The 19,151-nt window shown below is 53.7% G+C and carries 17 protein-coding genes; 3 read left to right on the top strand and 14 right to left on the bottom strand.

From position 1 onward, the window contains the following. Positions 1 to 41 precede the first annotated feature (41 nt). The 4 genes from astB to JK231_RS01325 are packed head-to-tail and all read right to left on the bottom strand — an operon-like array spanning position 42 to position 5,081. Positions 42 to 1,370, bottom strand: coding sequence for an N-succinylarginine dihydrolase (astB, locus tag JK231_RS01340; RefSeq protein ID WP_211727828.1), 1,329 nt, complete (start codon positions 1,368 to 1,370; stop codon positions 42 to 44). Beyond that, positions 1,370 to 2,836, bottom strand: coding sequence for a succinylglutamate-semialdehyde dehydrogenase (gene astD, locus JK231_RS01335; protein WP_097119251.1), 1,467 nt, complete (start codon positions 2,834 to 2,836; stop codon positions 1,370 to 1,372). Before astD ends, astB begins: the two co-directional genes overlap by 1 nt. Further along, the gene (gene astA / locus JK231_RS01330; RefSeq protein WP_160834592.1) at positions 2,833 to 3,864 is read right to left on the bottom strand and encodes an arginine N-succinyltransferase; all 1,032 of its coding nucleotides are present in this window, start codon (positions 3,862 to 3,864) and stop codon (positions 2,833 to 2,835) included. Before astA ends, astD begins: the two co-directional genes overlap by 4 nt. Further along, positions 3,861 to 5,081: an aspartate aminotransferase family protein gene (locus JK231_RS01325; protein WP_211727827.1), complete on the bottom strand. Its 1,221-nt coding sequence runs from the start codon at positions 5,079 to 5,081 to the stop codon at positions 3,861 to 3,863. The genes astA and JK231_RS01325 overlap by 4 nt, the downstream gene beginning before the upstream one ends. An 888-nt stretch (positions 5,082 to 5,969) precedes the next feature. Here JK231_RS01325 and JK231_RS01320 point away from each other — a divergent pair. Then, a complete protein-coding gene (locus tag JK231_RS01320) occupies positions 5,970 to 7,061 on the top strand; it encodes a porin (RefSeq protein WP_097119247.1) in 1,092 nt (363 codons plus the stop codon). 172 nt (positions 7,062 to 7,233) lie between these two features. After that, positions 7,234 to 8,292: an alpha/beta fold hydrolase gene (locus JK231_RS01315; protein ID WP_211727826.1), complete on the top strand. Its 1,059-nt coding sequence runs from the start codon at positions 7,234 to 7,236 to the stop codon at positions 8,290 to 8,292. Here JK231_RS01315 and JK231_RS01310 read toward each other — a convergent pair. From JK231_RS01310 to JK231_RS01275, 8 genes are all read right to left on the bottom strand, one after another. Then, positions 8,225 to 9,244 (bottom strand): helix-turn-helix domain-containing protein, encoded by a 1,020-nt coding sequence (locus JK231_RS01310; protein ID WP_211727825.1) that lies wholly within the window; start codon positions 9,242 to 9,244, stop codon positions 8,225 to 8,227. The genes JK231_RS01315 and JK231_RS01310 overlap by 68 nt on opposite strands. Before the next feature lie 85 nt (positions 9,245 to 9,329). Beyond that, positions 9,330 to 10,730 carry a YchO/YchP family invasin gene (locus tag JK231_RS01305; protein ID WP_249221600.1) on the bottom strand — a complete coding sequence of 467 codons (1,401 nt, stop codon included), beginning with the start codon at positions 10,728 to 10,730 and terminating at the stop codon, positions 9,330 to 9,332. A gap of 247 nt (positions 10,731 to 10,977) precedes the next feature. Then, positions 10,978 to 11,775, bottom strand: coding sequence for an SDR family oxidoreductase (locus tag JK231_RS01300; protein ID WP_211727823.1), 798 nt, complete (start codon positions 11,773 to 11,775; stop codon positions 10,978 to 10,980). Positions 11,776 to 11,786: 11 nt separating this feature from the next. Then, positions 11,787 to 12,854: an ABC transporter permease gene (locus JK231_RS01295; RefSeq protein ID WP_034821800.1), complete on the bottom strand. Its 1,068-nt coding sequence runs from the start codon at positions 12,852 to 12,854 to the stop codon at positions 11,787 to 11,789. Between the two features lie 19 nt (positions 12,855 to 12,873). Then, the gene (locus JK231_RS01290; RefSeq protein ID WP_160834646.1) at positions 12,874 to 14,394 is read right to left on the bottom strand and encodes a sugar ABC transporter ATP-binding protein; all 1,521 of its coding nucleotides are present in this window, start codon (positions 14,392 to 14,394) and stop codon (positions 12,874 to 12,876) included. Between the two features lie 9 nt (positions 14,395 to 14,403). Then, positions 14,404 to 15,015, bottom strand: a complete 612-nt coding sequence (locus JK231_RS01285; RefSeq protein WP_034821806.1) for a DUF2291 domain-containing protein — start codon at positions 15,013 to 15,015, stop codon at positions 14,404 to 14,406. Between the two features lie 44 nt (positions 15,016 to 15,059). Then, positions 15,060 to 15,995, bottom strand: a complete 936-nt coding sequence (locus JK231_RS01280) for a D-ribose ABC transporter substrate-binding protein (protein WP_058959717.1) — start codon at positions 15,993 to 15,995, stop codon at positions 15,060 to 15,062. Positions 15,996 to 16,060: 65 nt separating this feature from the next. Beyond that, complete coding sequence (locus tag JK231_RS01275) at positions 16,061 to 16,858, bottom strand: GolD/DthD family dehydrogenase (protein WP_034821811.1); 798 nt, start codon at positions 16,856 to 16,858, stop codon at positions 16,061 to 16,063. Between the two features lie 376 nt (positions 16,859 to 17,234). Between JK231_RS01275 and JK231_RS01270 the strand changes: the two genes are divergently transcribed. Then, the gene (locus JK231_RS01270) at positions 17,235 to 18,056 is read left to right on the top strand and encodes a DeoR/GlpR family DNA-binding transcription regulator (protein ID WP_160834647.1); all 822 of its coding nucleotides are present in this window, start codon (positions 17,235 to 17,237) and stop codon (positions 18,054 to 18,056) included. Positions 18,057 to 18,103: 47 nt separating this feature from the next. Here the strand turns inward: JK231_RS01270 and cheZ are convergent, their stop codons facing one another. Together cheZ and cheY are read right to left on the bottom strand one after the other, a co-directional pair. Next, complete coding sequence (cheZ, locus tag JK231_RS01265; RefSeq protein WP_160834648.1) at positions 18,104 to 18,745, bottom strand: protein phosphatase CheZ; 642 nt, start codon at positions 18,743 to 18,745, stop codon at positions 18,104 to 18,106. Between the two features lie 9 nt (positions 18,746 to 18,754). Further along, positions 18,755 to 19,144, bottom strand: a complete 390-nt coding sequence (gene cheY, locus JK231_RS01260) for a chemotaxis response regulator CheY (protein WP_007892562.1) — start codon at positions 19,142 to 19,144, stop codon at positions 18,755 to 18,757. Positions 19,145 to 19,151: the final 7 nt, after the last annotated feature.

The raw sequence follows: 19,151 nt of genomic DNA, 5'->3' as shown, positions 1-19,151 counted from the left end.
ACACTCCTTTTCAACTCAGAAGCTTCACTTACCCTCTGAGGTTAACGCTGAAATGCGTAGACACTGCCTAAGTCTAGCAGCTGTGTCAGCTCATCCAGCGCGGTGCGTCCTTCACGCAGTAATTGCGGATCGGCCAAATCGGCTTGCGTGAGGCGATCGCGGTAGTGGCGATCCACCCAGCTGTTCAGGGTGTTGAACAGGCGATCATTCATCAATACCGCTGGATTCAGGGCCTGACGCTCTGCTTCATTCAGTACCACGCGCAAACGCAGACAGGCTGGTCCGCCGCCGTTACACATGCTCTCACGCAGATCGAACACCGTGAGTTCGCGAATTGGCCCGCCGCTCTCCACCAGCCCGGTCAAATAGCGCCATACGCCGGCGTGCTGGCGTGACTCTTCTGGCAGCACCAGTCGCATGCCACCTTCAGGATGCTGCAACAGTTGGCTGTTAAACAGATAGGTATTCACCGCGTCGGCTACTGACACTTTATCTCGCGGCACCACAATCGGCTGGAAACCGGGCACCCGCGCAGCCAGCTGTTGTAATAACGCCGGCTGATCGACAAACGCCTCTTCATGGCAGAACAGCACCTGCTGGTTGCTGACGGCGATGACATCGTTGTGGAATACGCCCTGATCGATCACCAGCGGGTTTTGCTGAGCAAACAGCGTGCGATCGTCGTCGAGCTGATGCAGGCGCGCCACCGCGGCACTGGCTTCCCGCGTCTGACGTGCCGGATAGCGTGCCGGTGCAGCACCCTGCTGTTGACCATCACGACCATAAACAAACAGCTGAACACCCGCATCGCCGTAGTCCGCACCAAAGCGGTTATGGTTGGCAGCACCTTCATCGCCAAACAGCGCCACCTGCGGCAAAGCATCATGCACGCTGAAATGTTGCGGATCGCGGAAAATGGCGCGCAGCAAGTCGGCGGTTTCCGGCGCTTCGATGGCACGGTGGAATTTATTGTTGAGGTTAGCCACGGTGAAGTGCACGCGGCCATCGGCGCTATCAGCCGAAGGCGATACAGTGGCGGCATTGGCCACCCACATTGCCGAGGCAGAACTGGCCGCGGACAACAGCTGCGGCGCCTGCTGAGCCGCTTTCGCCAGTACCTGTTCGTCCGTGCCAGCAAAACCGAGCTGGCGCAGTAGCGGGATATTCGGCCGTTCATGCGGCGGGATCACCCCTTGCACGTAGCCCATGTCCGCCAGCGCCTTCATTTTCAACAGGCCCTGCTTTGCGGCCAGGCGCGGGTTTGAAGGCTGCAGCTGATTGCGCGTCGACGCTTCATTACCGAAAGAGAGCCCGGCGTAATGGTGCGTCAGGCCGACCAGTCCATCAAAATTGGCTTCAAACGCTTTCATTATTCAGCTCCTTCCGCGGAGAAATCGAGTCCCGGCGATAAGCTGCCCGGTAAGGCCAGGCTTGGGCTCTCTAAAGATGCCATCGGCCACGCGCAGTAATCCGCAGCATACCAGGCACTGGCGCGATGGTTACCGGACGCACCCACACCGCCAAACGGCGCTGAACTGGCGGCACCGGTTAACGGTTTGTTCCAGTTAACAATGCCGGCACGCGCTTCCAGCAGCAGCTGATCGAACTGCGCACGCTGCGGAGAGATCAAGCCGCAGGACAAACCGTAACGCGTCTGGTTAGCGATACGAATTGCCTGATCATACTCGTCGTAACGGATCACCTGCAGCAGCGGACCAAACACCTCTTCGTCAGGCAGTTTCGCCACGTCGGTCATCTCAATGATGCCTGGAGTGATAATGGCGCTGTCGCGATCCGGCCAGTGCATCGCTAGCAACACCTTACCGCCCAGATCGATACGCTGCTGCCAGGCTGCGTAAATATGTCCGGCGGCGGCAGGTGAAATCACGCTGCCCATAAAGGGTTGCGGTTCAGCATTCCATGCACCAGGTTGCAGACGTCCGGCCACTTCCACCAAACGCTGCAGGAAGGCATCGCCTGCTGCTCCGCTTTTCACCAGCAGACGACGTGCACAGGTGCAGCGCTGCCCGGCGGTAATAAAGGCAGACTGAATCGCGATGTGTACTGCACCATCAAGGTCTGAAGGATCTTCAACAATCAGCGCATTGTTACCCCCCATCTCCAGCGCCAGCATTTTCTCAGGCTGACCGGCAAACTGGCGATGCAGGTGATAGCCTGTTGCGGCGCTGCCGGTAAACAGCAGACCATCGATTTGTGGCTCATGCGCCAGTGTCTGCCCGGTTTCGCGCGCGCCCTGCAACAGCGCTATCACGCCCGCTGGCAGTCCCGCCTGCTCCCACAGTTCAACGGTTTTTTCCGCTGTCATCGGCGTGAGTTCACTTGGCTTAAATACCACACAGTTACCCGCCAACAGCGCAGGAACGATATGACCGTTCGGCAGATGACCAGGGAAATTGTAAGGACCAAACACGGCAAGCACGCCATGCGGGCGATGGCGTAGCGAACTTTCGCCGTCGGCCTGTTCTCCGGTACGCGTGTGGTAGGCTTTCACCGAGATGGCGATTTTGTTGATCATTGCCTGCACTTCGGTCAGGGTTTCCCAGCGCGGCTTACCGGTTTCTTTGGCGATGGTCTCTGCCAGTGCAGTTTTGTGGCTCTCGAGTAATGCGGCGAAGGCTTCCACTACCGCCTGACGCTCCGCAAACGGCTTGCGTGCCCACGCGGGAAAGGCCGCGCGTGCCGCTTCACAAGCCGCCGCCACTTGCGCACCTGTCGCTGCCCGACCCTGCCACAATGTTTCACCGTTCACCGGGTTTTGTTTGGTTAACGCTTCCGCGCCGCCTGTCAGCCATTGACCATTAATGAAGTGCGTCATGCTTTTTTCTCCTCGCGGCACAGCGTGACCACACGCAATGCATCGCCATAATCGCAGCGCAACGCCGTGCGCTGATGTTCATTGATGCGGACTTTTCCGCTCGCCATATCGACAGGCAGCAGCGCCACACGGAAATGCTGGTAATCACCGTTGGCGACCAGACACAGCGGCCAGCTTTCGTCCGCTTCCCCGGCTTCGGCCTGAAGCAAATGGCTTTTACGAATGGCGCGAATGCGATCAATCTCGCACTCCAGCGTTGGGCCGCCGTCGAAGATGTCGACGTAATTGAGATAACGAAACCCTTCGGCTTCCAGCACGGCGCGCGCGGGGGCCGTTTTCGGATGCACTTCACCAATCACCTTCTGCGCCGCTTCGCTGAGATAGTGGATATACAGCGGATGCTTTGGCATCAGCTCGGCAATAAAGGCTTTCTGCCCGGTGCCGCTGAGGAAATCGGCCTCACGAAACTCCATGGAGAAGAAACGGCTACCGACGCTGTCCCAGAACGGGGAATGACCGCTGTCATCACTGACACCGCGCATCTCTGCCACCACATGCTTCATAAAGCGGTCGCGGAAATTAGCCATAAACAGGAAACGGGATTTCGACAGCAGATGGCCATTTTTGCCATCACGATAATCGGGATCGAGGAACAGGGTGCACAGCTCGCTGCTGCCGGTGTGATCGTTACTTAACGACAGTGTTGGCAAGCTGGCATAAACGTTTAACTCTTTCGAAGCGTGCACCTGGGTGCCCACACGGAAGTTGTACCACGGGTCTTGCAGACCTACGGCCACCTCAATGGCACAGATACCGACAGCACGGTTGTCTTCGCTGTCGGCCAGCACAAATACATAGCCTTGTTCAGCACGCGATAACGCGCCCTGCCAGGTGAGCAGAGAACGCTCGATTCGCGCTTTCAGTGTATCGCTATCGGCGGGCAGCGAAGTTAAGCCGCCCCCGGTTTTGCCCGCCAGCGACAGCAACTGCGCAAGGTCGTCACGTTCGACGGGGCGAATCACCATCATGATGCAGCTCCTGTGAGCACACGAGCGCAGGCACGTTCAAAGCGCGCCAGTCCCTCTTTCACTTCCGCTTCGCTGATATTCAGCGCTGGCGCGAAACGCACCACGTTAGCACCGGCAATCAGCACCATGACACCTTCTTCAGCCGCCGCCAGGTTGAATTGCTTCGCTTTCCCGGCAAAATCTTCATTCAGCACGGCTCCAATCAACAGCCCAAGACCACGAACTTCTTTAAAAATCGGCAGGCGCTGATTCATCTCCTGCAAAGCATCGACAAACCACTGGTGGCGCTGCGCCACGCCCGCCATAAAATCGGGTTGGTTTATCAACTCCATCACTTTACCGGCGACGGCACCCGCCAGCGGGTTACCGCCGTAGGTGGTGCCATGGGTACCCACGCCCATCACCAGCGCCAGATCTTCGCGCGTCAGCATCGCGCCAACCGGGAAGCCGCCACCGAGCGCTTTGGCGGTGGTCAGGACGTCCGGCGTCACGCCATAATGCATGTAAGCATACAGCGAGCCGGTACGACCCACGCCGCTCTGTACTTCATCGAATATCAGGGTCGCCTGATGTTTATCGCACAGTTCACGCAGGCCGCGCAGGAAAGCAGGATCGGCAGGCAAGACACCGCCTTCGCCCTGAATCGGTTCAACAATCACGGCACAGGTCTGGTCATTGATCAGTGCTGCCGCAGAGGCGAGGTCGTTGAAGTTGGCGTGCTGAATCGCCGGAGGCAGCGGTGCAAAATCACGTGAGTAAGCCGGTTGTCCACCCGCTGAAACAGTAAACAGCGTGCGTCCGTGGAAAGCATTATTGAAGGCTACAATGCCGTTTTTCTCTGCGCCAAAACGATCGTGCGCCACTTTACGGGCCAGCTTCAGTGCAGCCTCATTAGCTTCCGCCCCGGAGTTACAGAAGAACACGCGATCGGCGAAGGTGGCGTTAATCAGCTGTTTAGCCAGACGTAAAATAGGTTCGTTAGTATAGCCATTGCCGGTGTGCCACAGCTTACTCGCCTGCTCGGTCAGTGCCTGTTGCAAAGCCGGGTGTGCATGTCCCAAAGCATTCACCGCGATGCCGCCTGCAAAGTCGATGTAATCCTTACCTTGCTGATCCCAAAGGGTTGAGCCTTCAGCACGCACCGGTACGAAAGCCGCGGGGGCGTATACCGGCATCATCCATTGATCAAAATCGTGACGTGAAACCTGCAGTGACATAGCCATTTCTCCTGCTCCACCTGAGTGAAGCTATTGTTTTAAAATTGTTAAAATCTGTTGTGTCGCAGCACTACTGTAGAGTGCAGTAAGCGTGCCAGCTAGCGGAAAAAATGCATAAATGGGTTTGGGTAACGTAATATCAATGAGTTACACCAGGTCACTATTCACATAAAATGCATAAAAAGTGAATATTAGTCTGATGAAGATGGGAGAGCAGCAATTTATTTAGCAGATTTATGCATTCACAAAATGAAATAGCGCTTTTGTGATCGCACAGGGAATATTTCGCCAAAATGTTGCGGCTGTCGCCCTGTTTTAGGGCAATTTGTGCATTTATGGTGCGCAAGTGTGCAGGAAGTGTGCAGCCAAATGGGCAAGTAAAGGCTGGGCCGATTCGCCGCTAATTAACAATCTCGTTGCATATTTGGCTGTATTTTGAACAGCCATTTAATTAAACGTGAGTTAAACGATATTTAGTGACTAAGGTTATTATCAGAACAGAAATAAAAGGATACAAACACATTAACCAGATAATTACCATGCTAATGATTAGGTGGTTTTCTATATTTGTTATTGAACAATAATGCATAGGCTTGTGCTATTTAACCCTCAAGTAAAAGCGGTGATTTACTTTTCTTTAATTTCACTAAAAACCAATAAAAACAATGTTATATTTATTTATATTGGTCAAATGAATGACGGAATTGAGATAAGTTTCTCCAATGTAAAATCCCAAATAATGGAAGTTAAGATTAAAAATCACACAAAAAGCCAATTAGAAATATTTAGTTACATATATTGCACTGTTGATCTTGAACCTTTTGTGTCATTTTCTTTTCACCCCGACTACGGGGACACAATTAAAAAATATCACAGGGTAAATTATAAATGATGAAGCGCTCCTTACTGGCAGCAGTGATGCCTTTACTGCTGGGACTTTCTTCGGCTCAGGCCGCCGAAATCTATAACAAAGATGGCAACAAACTGGACCTGACCGGCAAAATCAACGTTTCGCATCTGTTCTCGGATAATGACAGCCAGAACGGTGAAGTCTCTTCCTATGCCCGTCTGGGCTTTAAAGGCGAAACCAAAATTAATGACCAACTGACCGGTTACGGCCAGTGGCAATATCAATACAGCCTGAGCAACTCAGAAGGCAGCGATGCTAACACGGGTAACAAAACCCGACTGGGCTTTGCAGGTCTGAAAATCGCGCAGTTCGGTTCAATCGACTACGGCCGCAACTACGGTCTGGTGTATGACGTTCTGGGTTACACCGATATGCTGCCATACTTTGGTGGTGATTCCGGTTACACCGATGCCTTCCTGTCAGGCCGTTCTACCGGTGTGCTGACCTGGCGTAACAAAGATTTCTTCGGTCTGGTGAAAGGCTGGAACTTTGCCGCGCAGTACGAAGGCAAAAACGAGCGCTCTGATAGCGCGACTGCCAGCAACCTGGCGGTACGTCGTTCGAATGGCGACGGCTTTGCGCTGTCAACCTCTTATGACTTCGATTTCGGCCTGAGCCTTGTCGGTGCTTACGCTAATCTGGATCGTGTCACTGCACAGAACACCGCGACCTACGGCCGTGGCGATAAAGCGCAGAGCTGGGCAGCCGGTCTGAAATATGATGCTAACCAGATTTACCTGGCGACCATCTATGGCGAAACGCAGAATGCAACGCCGATCGGTAACAACGGTTTCGCTAACAAAGCGGTTAACTTTGAAGCCGTTGCACAGTATCAGTTCCTGAACGGCCTGCGTCCTTCACTGGGCTATGTGTCTTCTCGCGCGAAAGATGTTGAGAACAACGTGGGCGATACCGATCTGTTCAAATACGTTGCCGTTGGCGTGACTTACTACTTCAACAAGAACATGTCTGCTTATGCAGAATATAAAATCAACCTGTTGAAAGATAATAACGCGTTGAACATCAACACTGACGACGTAACTGCTGTTGGTCTGGTGTATCAGTTCTAAGAGAGTATCCCTCATTGCATACCGGCTAGTGTCGGCTGGGTATGAGCCAGGGGCAGCGTAAGCTGCCCTTTTTTGTTGTCGTTACACAGGTACTCAATCGTGATTGAGGACGTGATAACTGACTGTTTCCGTTATTACTCTTCATGATTTTACACTCATGGAGACAACGCTAATGATTCGATTTTGTATTTGTGCACTTATGCTGATGATGTGTGCGTCGCTTGCACAGGCCGCAACGGGTTTTCGTCAGATAACACTTGATAGTCAAGGTAATCGTCCGCTCAATGTTGCGTTTTGGTATCCCACTGCCGCCACGGGCGTCTTTGAAGATGTGGGTGAGAACCCCGTGTTCTATGGTGAGCCGATGTTACGCAATGCAACGCCTCGTCCAGGACAGCATCCTTTAGTCCTTCTGTCTCACGGCTATGGCGGTAGCTGGCGTAACCTCAACTGGTTGGCGCATGCACTCACTGTGCAGGGATATATCGTCGCTGCCCCCAATCATCCCGGTACAACAACTGAGAATCACGATCCTGCTACTGCCCGGAAAATTTGGCTGCGTCCAGATGATATCAGCCGGGTACTGGATCGGTTATTGGCAGACGAACACCTGGCAGGAAAGGTCGATTCGTTGCGCATCGCCGCCATCGGCCACTCACTCGGAGGGTGGACAGTAATGGAGTTAATCGGTGCCCGGTTTTCGTCGAACAGATTTGTTCAGGATTGTCAGAACCACGCGCAACTAGCAGACTGTCAATTAATCGAGACTTTGGGTATCAGCAATAAAAATACCGCTTCTTTATTAGATGCTCAATTACGTAATCCACGTATTAAAGCGGCCGTATCGCTTGATCTTGGTCTGGCGCGCGGATTCACACCTGAGAGCCTGGCAAGGGTTTCTGTGCCAGTGCTGGTGTTATCCGCAGAACAAGACAGTGTTGAACTTCCCGCCTCACTGGTATCCGGCTATCTGGCGCAGTATCTTCCGCCGCAACAGACATCGTTTTCACGTATAAGAGGCGCAACCCACTTTAGTTTTATGCAGCGCTGTAAACCCCATGGTGCTGAGTTAATCGAACAATCTTCCCCTGGTGAGGGCTTCGTTTGCCGGGATCAAGGCAGCCTCACCCGCGCCGATATTCATCAGGAGTTAATCGCCCGTATCACTCGCTTTCTGACAGCGGCATTGAACTCGCCTGCTGACGAAATGCACTCGGCGTCTGTCCGCTAATGCGTAAAAACTCGCGATTGAAATTTGATTTAGTGGTGAATCCTGACGCCAGCATCACCTCCGTAACCGGCAGTGAACTGCTTCGAAGCAACTGCTGCGCATGAGCGATGCGAAAACCATTTATCCACTGAGAAACATTGCAGTGGTAAGTCGCATTGATCGCACGTGAGATATGACGCGCGGGAATACCGGATTTGCGTGCTAACAGATTCAACGTGAGTTGTGTATTAAGGAACAGGTCATCCTGCCGCAGTCGATTTTCCAGTTGCAGGCACAAGGCTGCCTGCTCAGGCGTCTGCAACGGAGAAGAATCGGGCAGTACTGTCTCAATACTCACTTCCCGGGGGCGGGTCCGTGCTGCAAGTACAATCGCCAGACTAAGCAAAGGCAGCATTAAACTTTGCAGTATCGCGATGATTTGCGGCACAAGCTTGCCCTGATGCAAAGTGAACTCGAGCGCCACCAGCAAATCTGTCATACCAGAGAAGCAAAGATAAACACCGGCGGTAAGAGCCATTCTTGCCGCCAGCCCGACTTCACCAATGCGCGCATCGCTAAATCGATCCCCACCGCCTAAGCCCATAAGAATCAATGTCGCCCCGTATCCGATATAAAGCACAAATAGCGCGCTATCAATGGCTTCTGGCCAGCACTGCATAATGATGATGGCCAGCGCGGGCGGGACGATTTTCCAGCGTGAATATTGATGAGTCGTATGCGGGCTGAAACAGTGCCAGGCCAGCGCCGGGATTAGCGTTGCTAATAACACGCGCAAAGCCATGAGTGGTGTTGACGGCCAGATCCAACGTAATGCTCCCACCGCCAGTAACAGTGAGCAGACGACCAGAAATAGCAGCGTGGTTTGGTGGCGTTGCTTATCGTTCGCCGCTAAGGTCACGATTAAAATTAGCAGCACCATTAGCGTAACCAGCGGAACCGGAATTGAAGGCATGCAGTAAGAATCCATTCTTGACAATAAGCCGCTATATTACCAGGTTCATGCACTGAAGTGGCGGGAGTTTCTTCGATGGCCGTTACTAAGGCGTCATCAGATCGAAACGATTATCCTCACCGGAATCGATGCTAAACGGTTCCTGAATTTGCAGCGTAATCCAGTTGGAGGTCACCCGACTGCCCTTGCTGTCTTCCAGTGTCACAGACAGACGATAGCTGTTGGTGGCGTCCGATGCGCTATTCCATGCGGGCATGATGATGCTCCAGCCTTGCGGATCATTCGGATTAGCGCCCGGCGTGAGGCTTAACGCCTGGGTATCGCCCTGCCACGTCACCCTGGTTATCGGATTCGCATTACGGATTTGCAATTTCAGCGGCAGGCTTTCGCCGCCGTTTAATTGCCATGGCGGTGTGGCGAGGAATACCGATAAGGTTTTGCGCTGACGATACTCCACCACCGGCGTATTGTTGCGCGTCACCATGTCGTAACGGCTGCCGCGCAGCGAACGCGCTTCGGCCACGTTATCGGCACTCAACTGCTGGCTCAACGGCACGCCGAAACGATAGTTAAGATGTAAACCCAGCTGATCCTGACTTTCACCTTCATTACTGGTTTTGTGGCTGGCAGAAAATGTCACCAGCGGCACCGGCGTGTAGGACACACCAAAGGTCAACGCCGAAGGATTGTGATAGGTATTGCCGCTGTTAAACAGATCCACATCATTGCCCAGATACTGCTCCCAACTCACCGACATACCAAGCTGGCGATAAAACGGCAGGTAGCCCTGAGTGGTGAAATCGTAGCCGCGTGCTAAACGCTGCTGCTGAAAGGGATCGCGGTTTTGCCAGCCCGACAGCGGTGTATAGTAGTTAGCCGAGAAGCGCAGGTAATCGCCCCAGGCTTCTGTGCCCACTGAAGCACGCTGCAATCCGCTGTTGAACATGCGATCGACAAAACCGTTGTAACCAAGCAGCCATTTGCCCGCCGTCCAACGTTGTCCTAAGCCGATATTGCCCACCAGCCCATCATCCGTTTGGTGGAAGCCCACCTCACTAAAGGTCAGATATTGATAGCGATCGGCCCACGGCGTTAGCAGAGAGGCGCCACTGCCGGTGAAGTTACCATCCATATCAACGTTAAAATCGATCTGCGCTTTACCATAAGGCGATAGCAGAGATTGGCCCTCATCTACCACGCGGTTTGCCACCTCATCGCGGAAATGGTTAAACGCCCAGATACCCGCCTGATGACCAAAAGTGTTGTCACTGGTGCTGTCCTGACTGGCTTCACCAATGCTCTTAGCGATGGTCGCCAGATTTTTGCTGAAAGCCGCATTTTCATCTTCATAGCCGAGTGCAGGCAGATCGCTGGCCATTTTCTGGAAGCGTTCGGGATCGCTAAAAGGCGCATCAGCGACATGCGTGTCAGTGACCAGCGCCAGAGCAGGCGCGGTGAAAAGCAGCCCCGTTGCAGCGGGCAACATACGCAGTGATTTGAAAGCAGAGAAAACAGATGTCATAGCAAAAACAGGCTTTTATCCAGTTTAGAATTTGAAGTGGCTCACAAAACTGTACTGGAATACCCTAACACATTCTGCCGATTTTGCAGAAAAGGCCGGGCTGAATTAGGACATTGCCTGATTAGCAAAAGGCATCATCTTATCTTGATAGCCACATCGCTCCACAGAGCGCCCTGCGTAAAGCCCCGCAAGACGCTCACGGCTGCTGCGATTAGGAGAAGATCAACCCGCCATCCACATTGATGGTTTGGCCGGTGATGTAGCGCGCATCATCCGACGCGAGAAACGCCACCAACCCGGCGACATCTTGCGGCTGTCCGGCGCGTTTCAGCGGAATATTTTCCACCCACTCCGCCATCAACTCGCCTTTGCCATACTGCTTTTTATCGCTGCTAAGGATTTCTCCCCACACGCGATCGTTGTAATCCCACATCTCACTTTCGATGATACCCGGACAGAAAGCATTCACGGTGATGTGCGACGGCGCCAGTTCCAGTGCCAGGCTCTGAGTAATGCCGATAACACCCATTTTACTGGCCGCATAGTGTGGCGTGTAAATAAAGCCTTGTCGCCCCTGCCCGGATGAGGTGTTGATCAGGCTGCCGCTGCCCTGCTTCACCATGTACTTTGCCGCCTCACGGCAACACAGCCACACGGCCGTGGTGTTGACCGCCAGGATTTTTTCAAAGTCGCTCTTTGGCATTGAATCAAAGCGATCAATAGTGATCACTCCGGCATTCTGAATCGAGACATCAATGGTGCCAAAGCGCTCCGCCGCCTGCTGGTAAAGCTGCTGCACTTCGGCTTCATTGGTCACATCCACCTGCAGCGCCAGAATCTCGCTGCCGTACTGTTCTTCCAGCGCCCGCGCCGTGGTGAATACCCGGTCCGAGTTGGACACCATTACCAGCTGTGCGCCATCGCGCGCAAATCGTGCGGCAATACCCGCTCCAATCCCGCGGCATGCGCCGGTAATCACCACCGTTTTTCCACTAAAATCGCGTGTCATATTGCCTCCTGTTATCCGTGCGTTGCTTCAGGCAGGGCGGCCGATTGCTGCTTTTTTTCATGTCTGCGCAGCAGCACCACCTTACTTTGTAATTTTTGCTGGAACTGGTCGATCACCACGGCGGTGACGATCACCAGCCCTTTAATCACCATTTGCCAGAAATCGCTGACGCCCATCATCACCATGCCATCGGCGAGGAATACGATGACAAAGGCACCGATAATAGAACCCGATACACGCCCGCGCCCTCCTGCTAACGCCGTTCCGCCCAATACGGTTGCACCGATAGCGTCCATCTCGAACATGTTGCCAGTCATCGGGTGCGCGGTTTGCAGTTGGGATGCGACGATCAATCCCACCAGCGCAGCACATAAACCGGAGAAGGCATAGACAAACACTTTGACCTTAATGATCGGCACACCGGCCAGGCGTGCCGCAGATTCATTGCCGCCGGTGGCATAGATATAGCGGCCCAGCGGGGTTTTACGTGTCAGATAGAGGCCGAGCAGCAGGAAGCCGATCATTAACCAGATTGGGATGTAGACGCCAAGCACACTGCCCGATCCCAGCAACGCGAAACCGGTATTACCCAATGCTGGCATCCCCACCAGATTGGCGTAGGTACTGCCATCGTTGAACAGCAGCGCGGCCCCACGAGCCACATACATCATGCCGAGGGTGCAGATAAAGGGTGCCACGCCCAGACGCGTCACCACGGTGCCGTTGATCAACCCCAGCACGATGCCGAACAGCGCCACCACCAGAATCACTTCCGGCACGTTAAAGAACAGCGTGTTGCCGCCCCACAGCGGCACACCATTGGTGAGCAACGCCCCCGCCACCATGCCGCAAATGCCCGCAACCGCACCGACCGACAGATCGATGCCACCCGTCAGGATCACTAGCGTCATACCAATCGCCAGCAGCCCGGTGATGGCAACATGCTGCGTCATGATCAGTAAGTTTGAAGTGGTCAGGAAATTAGGCACCATAAAGCTAAAAAAGCCGACCACGATCAGTAACGCGATAAAGGTTCGCGCTTTCAGCAAGTACATATAAAGCAGGTATTTCTGGTTCATTTATTGCTCTCCTGCGGGCTCAATCATGCGGTGTTGAGGCGCTAATCAGCGCTTCTCGCGTTGCCGCGCTGCGCGGTAAGTCGGCGGTAATACGGCCATCGGCCATCACCAAAATGCGATCGGCCAGTGCCATCACCTCGTCCAGTTCAGAAGAGGAGAACATCACCGCCAGACCTTGCTGTGCGAGATTGCCAATCAGGTGGTACACGTCCGTTTTGGCCCCCACATCGATCCCACGCGTGGGTTCATCCAGCAAAACCACTTGAGGGCCCGTCATCAGCGCTTTTCCCAGCACCACTTTCTGCTGGTTACCGCCGCTGAGTGAGGTAATCGGCAGTTCCGGATCGCTCACTTTGATGGCGAGATGACCAATCATTTCATCGACGCGACGCTGCTCTTTGTGGGGATTGAGTAAGCGCAGCGCACGGCGAAAACCGCGCAAGCTGAGATCGCTTAACGTCATGTTGGCGGTGATCGACATCAACTGCACCACGCCTTCGGTTTGTCGATCTTCCGGTACCAGCGCAATGCCTTTTTTCAGGCGCTGCTGGAAGTTGCGTTTATCCAGCACTTCGCCATTCAAACTGACGCTGCCAGACTGGCAGTGCATCATGCCAATCAGCCCTTTAAACAGCTCGGTGCGCCCCGCGCCCAGCAAACCGTAAATGCCGATCACTTCGCCCTTGCGCAGTGAGAACGACACATCATTAAGCTTATAGCCACCATTCTGATGCAGCGCCGTCAGGCCGTTGACGTGCAAAATCGTTTCGCCCTGTGCTGCGGGCTGATAGTCGAAGTGCTTTTTCTTGTCACCGACCATCTGTTCGATGATCCAGGGAACTGACGCATCACGCACTTCCCGCTCGCTGATAAAACAACCGTCACGGAAAATGGTGATGTGATCGCCAATTTCCATCAGCTCTTCCAGCCGATGCGAGATATAGATGATGGTCACACCACGCCGCTTCAGCTGGTCAATCACGTTGAACAACACTTTGACTTCAGACTGGCTCAGCGCACTGGTGGGTTCATCCATGATCAGCACACGCGTATCTTTGGACAGCGCTCGGGCGATCTCGACCAGTTGCTGATGGCCGATCCCCAGTTCGCCCAGTGGCGCATAAGGGTCAACATCCAGCTCCAGCCGCTCCAGTAATGATTTCGCCAGCGCATACTGATATTTTTCGTTGATCACACCGCGCTGGAAAAACTCGTTGGCGATAAAGATGTTGTCCATCACGTTCATGTTGGGGAACAGGTTAAGTTCCTGAAAGATGATGCTGATACCGTGCTTTTCCGCCTGATGAGTGGAGCTTAGCGACACCACTTCTCCGTCCAGCAGAATTTCACCGGATGAAGGCGTTTCCACGCCCGCCAGCATCTTCATCATGGTGGATTTACCGGCACCGTTTTCGCCAATCAGCACGTTCACTTTGTTGCGATAGACGCGGTAATTCACCTGATCGAGGGCAGTCACGCCGGGGTAAATACGTGACACATTACGGGTTTCGATGATCACGTCACTTTGAGGATTTTGCATACCCGCTCCTTACTGCCGCACGATGGCAGCAGGTGTGACATTCGGCACCTGCTCAGGCGTATCGAAGCTGCTAAACACGCCGGAAATTTGCACCTTATCGCCGACTTTGGGCTTGAAGGCGCTCATCATGTTGGCTGCCTGCTGATTAATGGCGCGGCTGTAGTCGCCAAACAGCACCTGATCGTTAAAGTCCTGATAGCTGGCCCCTTTATAGGCATCACGCAGCACCGTGCCAGGGAAAATCGGACCGACCTGCACGGTCACGTTATCGCCGGAAACATCTTTCACCGTCATGCGGCCATTGCGCGAAGTGGTATTCACCGCTGTCACCTCACCGCTGACCTTGACGCTAAAGACACAGGGGTTCTCTTCCTGTGCGCGGTAGCCGTAGGTTTGACAGGCGCTGTCAAAATCTTTGGCGGACTTTAGCGCATTCAGCAGTTCCGCCACCGGCTTCGCATCGTGCTGAATCTGCGGCACCAGTTTCTGCTGCCAGGTCTGAGCAATATTGGCCATTTTGGGATTGGGGGGATTTTTCAGGTCGGCCAGCTCCTGCTGCGACACAATGCGGCAACCGCTAAGGATCACGATAGGAAGCAGTAACCAGAGTCGTTTGTGCATCTCATTCTCCTGGGCGCCTGCTGTGCAGGCGCACCGATTATTGATTACGACTTGTAGTTAAAGTCCTGCACACCTTTAGCATTGTCCGGGGTGATTAAAATGCCGCGGAACATCACGCGCTGCTTCTCCGGCTTCACCCCTTTCTGGATGAAGTTGTCGAGATCGGTCACGCCCTGCGCAGCAATAGCCTGCGCCTGCAACATTACCGTAGCTTTCAGATCGCCTTTTTCTACCGCATCACGCTCGTCGTTGCTGCCGTCGATACCCACCACGGTGACATCGTTGCGGCCTGCGGCTTTAAGTGCCGCAATCGCGCCCAGCGCCACCGGACCGTTACCACAGATCACGCCTTTTACATCGGGATGGGCCTGCAGAATGCTGTCCATAATGCGTTTGCCATCGATCAGGGTGCCTTTCGCATCCTGACGCGCGACAGATTTCATATCCGGATACTGATCCAGCACCTGGTGGAAGGATTTCGAGCGGGTGACACAGTTATTGTCCGCGAGGTTACAGGTCAATTCGGCATAGCTGCCTTTTTCACCCATCTTCTCCACAAACACGTTGGCCACATCAGAACCCGCCTGGAAGTTGTTGTGGGTGATCTGCGCCAGCGCCACATCGTCGACCGGAATTTCACGGTTGATCAGCACCACGGGGATCCCCGCATCTTTGGCTTTTTTGATTGCTGCGACGCTGGCGGTGGAGTCGGCGTTATCCAGCACAATGCCCTGCACTTTTTTACCGATGGCGGCATCGATCAGTTCGCTCTGCTTCTTAACGTCTTCACCGTGCGACAGCACGCTGGTTTTATAGCCCAGCTCTTGCGCTTTCAGGTTGGCGCCTTTGGCTTCGGAAGCGTAATAGGGGTTATCCAGTGAGTTCACCAGAATCATGATGGTGCCTTTGTCGGCAGCGAAACTGGATTGGGCGATCAGGCAACTGGCAATGGCAGTGAATAACAGGGTACGTTTTTTCATGTTCGTGCTCTCTCATTGTTTTGTTGTTATTGCAGGGTTGAGGCCGTACTGGTGCTGGCGCGGCATTACCAGATGGTGAAGCCGCCATCGATCATTAAATCTGCGCCGGTGATCATGTCGCTGCCGTTGCTGGCGAAGAACAGCACGGCAGCGGCAATTTCATCGGTGTAAGCAAAACGCCCTAGCGGGATCAGTTTTTTCATCTGTTCGCCCTTCTCACCGCGCCAGGCCTTTTCGCCCATCGGCGTCAGCACCACGGTGGGTGACAAGGTATTGACGTTGATACGGTGTGGTGCGAACTCTTTGGCCATCACTTTAGTCATACCGAGTAGACCCGCTTTGGCAGAGGTATAGGCCACGTGGTTATCAATGGCGATGGAAGCGGCCTGTGAAGCGATATTGATGATCTTGCCGCCATTACCGGCGCGCACCATGCGTTTGCCCGCCGCTTGTGAGCAAAGAAAAGGACCGGTGAGATTGACGGCGATCTGCTTTTGCCACTCGGCAAAGTCGGTTTCCAGTACCGGCTGTAACATCACATAACCCGCGCAGTTCACCAGGATATCAATGTGGCCGTAATGCTGTTCAACCTGGTTGAACGCCGTCTCGACTGAGCCAGCATCGGTCACGTCACAGCACACCAGCAGTACACGATCGGCAGAGAATTGTTCCTGCACAGCCGCCACGCGATCGCTTTCGAATGGAGGGTAAAGCAGGGCCAGCCGTGCACCTTTCTCTAACAGCATGGCGTTACTGGCCATGGCAATTCCACCGAGGCCACCGGTCACCACCGCCACCTTGCCGGTGAGGTCCAGATCGGTATTTACGCCGTAGCGCAGGTTGACATCGTATTCCCCACTCATCCCTTCTCTCCTGTGTGCATGTTCAGCGGCTCTGGTTATCTCTGGCCGGATAGGTTTGCAGTAACATTGATTTTCGAACAAAAATATAAGCTATCGTTTCGCAATGGTTTGTGGGTGAGATCAAATTTCATACAAATGATGCAAACTATTTTTATCTTACTGTATTTTAAGTAAATAACTAAATATCACGTTTTGTGATATAGAAATAACGGCTGGCAGGTCTATGTGAAATCAATTGCATGGCTTTATCTTATTTTCATTCGAAAATGCATCTTTGTGCGAGCCGCCTCGCAAATCCCTGGTGCGCAGAGTAAAATCATCACGGGTTTTCTTATTGCCAAAACCAGACCGTGATTGGAAAGAGGGAGCATTTCGATTGAAAAGCAAATCTGAGCAGCTGGCTGATATGCAGCAGCGTCGTGAGAAGATCCTGGAGATGATCCGCGAAGACGGCACAGTCACGGTTAAAGCGCTTACCGATACCTTTGGCCTGACCGAGGCAACCATCCGCACCGATTTGCGTATGCTGCAAAAAGCCGGGCATGTGCAGCGTTATCACGGTGGCGCCACGCTGATGACCGGTAAGCAGAACACCGGCGCACTGCTGCTTGAGCGTCAAACTCACCTTGATGAGAAAGAAGCCATTGGCCGGCTCGCCGCGCAGTATGTGGAAAATGGGGATACGGTGATTTTCGATTCTGGCACCACCACCACCGCCATTGCGGAAGCAATTGGCCACATCCGTCGTTTATCGGTGATCACCACGGCGGTGAATATTGCGCTGAAGCTGGGGGGCGAACCGGGGATTAATATCCTGCTGACGGGGGGGACCTTCAAATTTCCAACACTCTCGACGTCCGGTGAGAAAGCCGCTTCTTTCTTTGAAAACGTGCTGGCCGAAAAGCTGTTTCTCGCCACCGCCTGTATTTCGCCCCGCCTCGGGTTAAGCTTCCCCAGTGAGACGGATATCAAAGTGAAGATGGCGATGATCAACTCCGCCAGTACGGTATTTGTGGTGGCAGACTCCAGCAAAATCGATAAGGTGTCGATGTTTGCCCTGCCCTGTGACTGGAGCAAAATCCATTATTTGATTACCGATCGCGGGATTACGCCGGCGCAGATTGCAGCGTTTGAAGCGTTAGGGGTACAGGTGTTGGTGGCAGGCATTGAAGAGACAAAAAAACGCGCGGTGTTTTGAGCATCAATTCAGGGGCGGCCCACTCGCAGCCGCCCCCTCAATGCTAATTAGAAACCTAAGCTATCCAGCAAGTCATCCACCTGATCCTGGTTCGCTACCACGCCAGGTGCATTGGCATGGATCTGTGGACCATTCAACAGGCTGCTGGCGTCTTTACGCGCGGCAGCGTTGGCTTCAGGCATATTCTCCAGCAGCACCATCAGCAACTGACGCTCGATCTCCTGGATCACATCCATCATGCGCTTGATCACCTGGCCGGTAAGGTCCTGGAAATCCTGCGCCATCATGATCTCAAGCAGCTGCTTGTTGGTGTACGAGGTATGCGACGGCACATCACTGAGAAATTCGCGCGTATCCGAAACCAACTCGCGTGCATCCGCCAGCTCAATCGGGTTTTCAAACCACGCATCCCAACGGCCTTTCAGCTTGTTGGCGTTGGCTTCCATTTGGTCCTGGTGTGGCTGCGCGGCTTCAACGCAGTTGAGTGCGCGTTCTGCCGCTTGCGCCGTCATCTGCACCACGTAATCCAGACGGTCACGCGCGTCCGGAATCGCTTCCGCCGCTTCGGCAATCGCCTGGTCTAACCCCAATTCGCGCAGGCTGTCGCGCAACATACGCGTCAGCGAGCCGATACGGGTAATAATGTCGTGTGCCGAGGCTTCTTCGGTTGGTTTCGAAAGGTCGCTCATCACATCTCCTTACATACCCAGTTTTTCGAAAATTTTACCCAGCTTTTCTTCCAGCGTGGCTGCGGTGAACGGCTTCACTACATAACCGCTGGCACCGGCCTGGGCAGCTGCAATGATGTTCTCTTTTTTCGCTTCGGCGGTAACCATCAGCACCGGCAGTTTGCTCAACGCCGCGTCCGCACGAATGGTCTGCAGCAGTTCCAGACCGTCCATGTTGGGCATGTTCCAGTCGGATACCACGAAATCAAAACCACCCGCACGCAGTTTGGTCAGTGCATCAACACCGTCCTCTGCTTCTTCAACGTTGTTGAATCCCAGCTCTTTCAGCAGGTTGCGGACGATACGACGCATCGTATTGAAGTCATCCACCACCAAAAAGCGCATGTTTTTATCAGCCATATCTACT

The sequence above is a fragment of the Pantoea sp. JGM49 genome, assembly GCF_018257655.1.
Classification (GTDB): domain Bacteria; phylum Pseudomonadota; class Gammaproteobacteria; order Enterobacterales; family Enterobacteriaceae; genus Pantoea; species Pantoea communis.
Note: the sequence above shows the minus strand (reverse complement) of the source record. Positions and strands in the feature narration are given on the sequence as shown.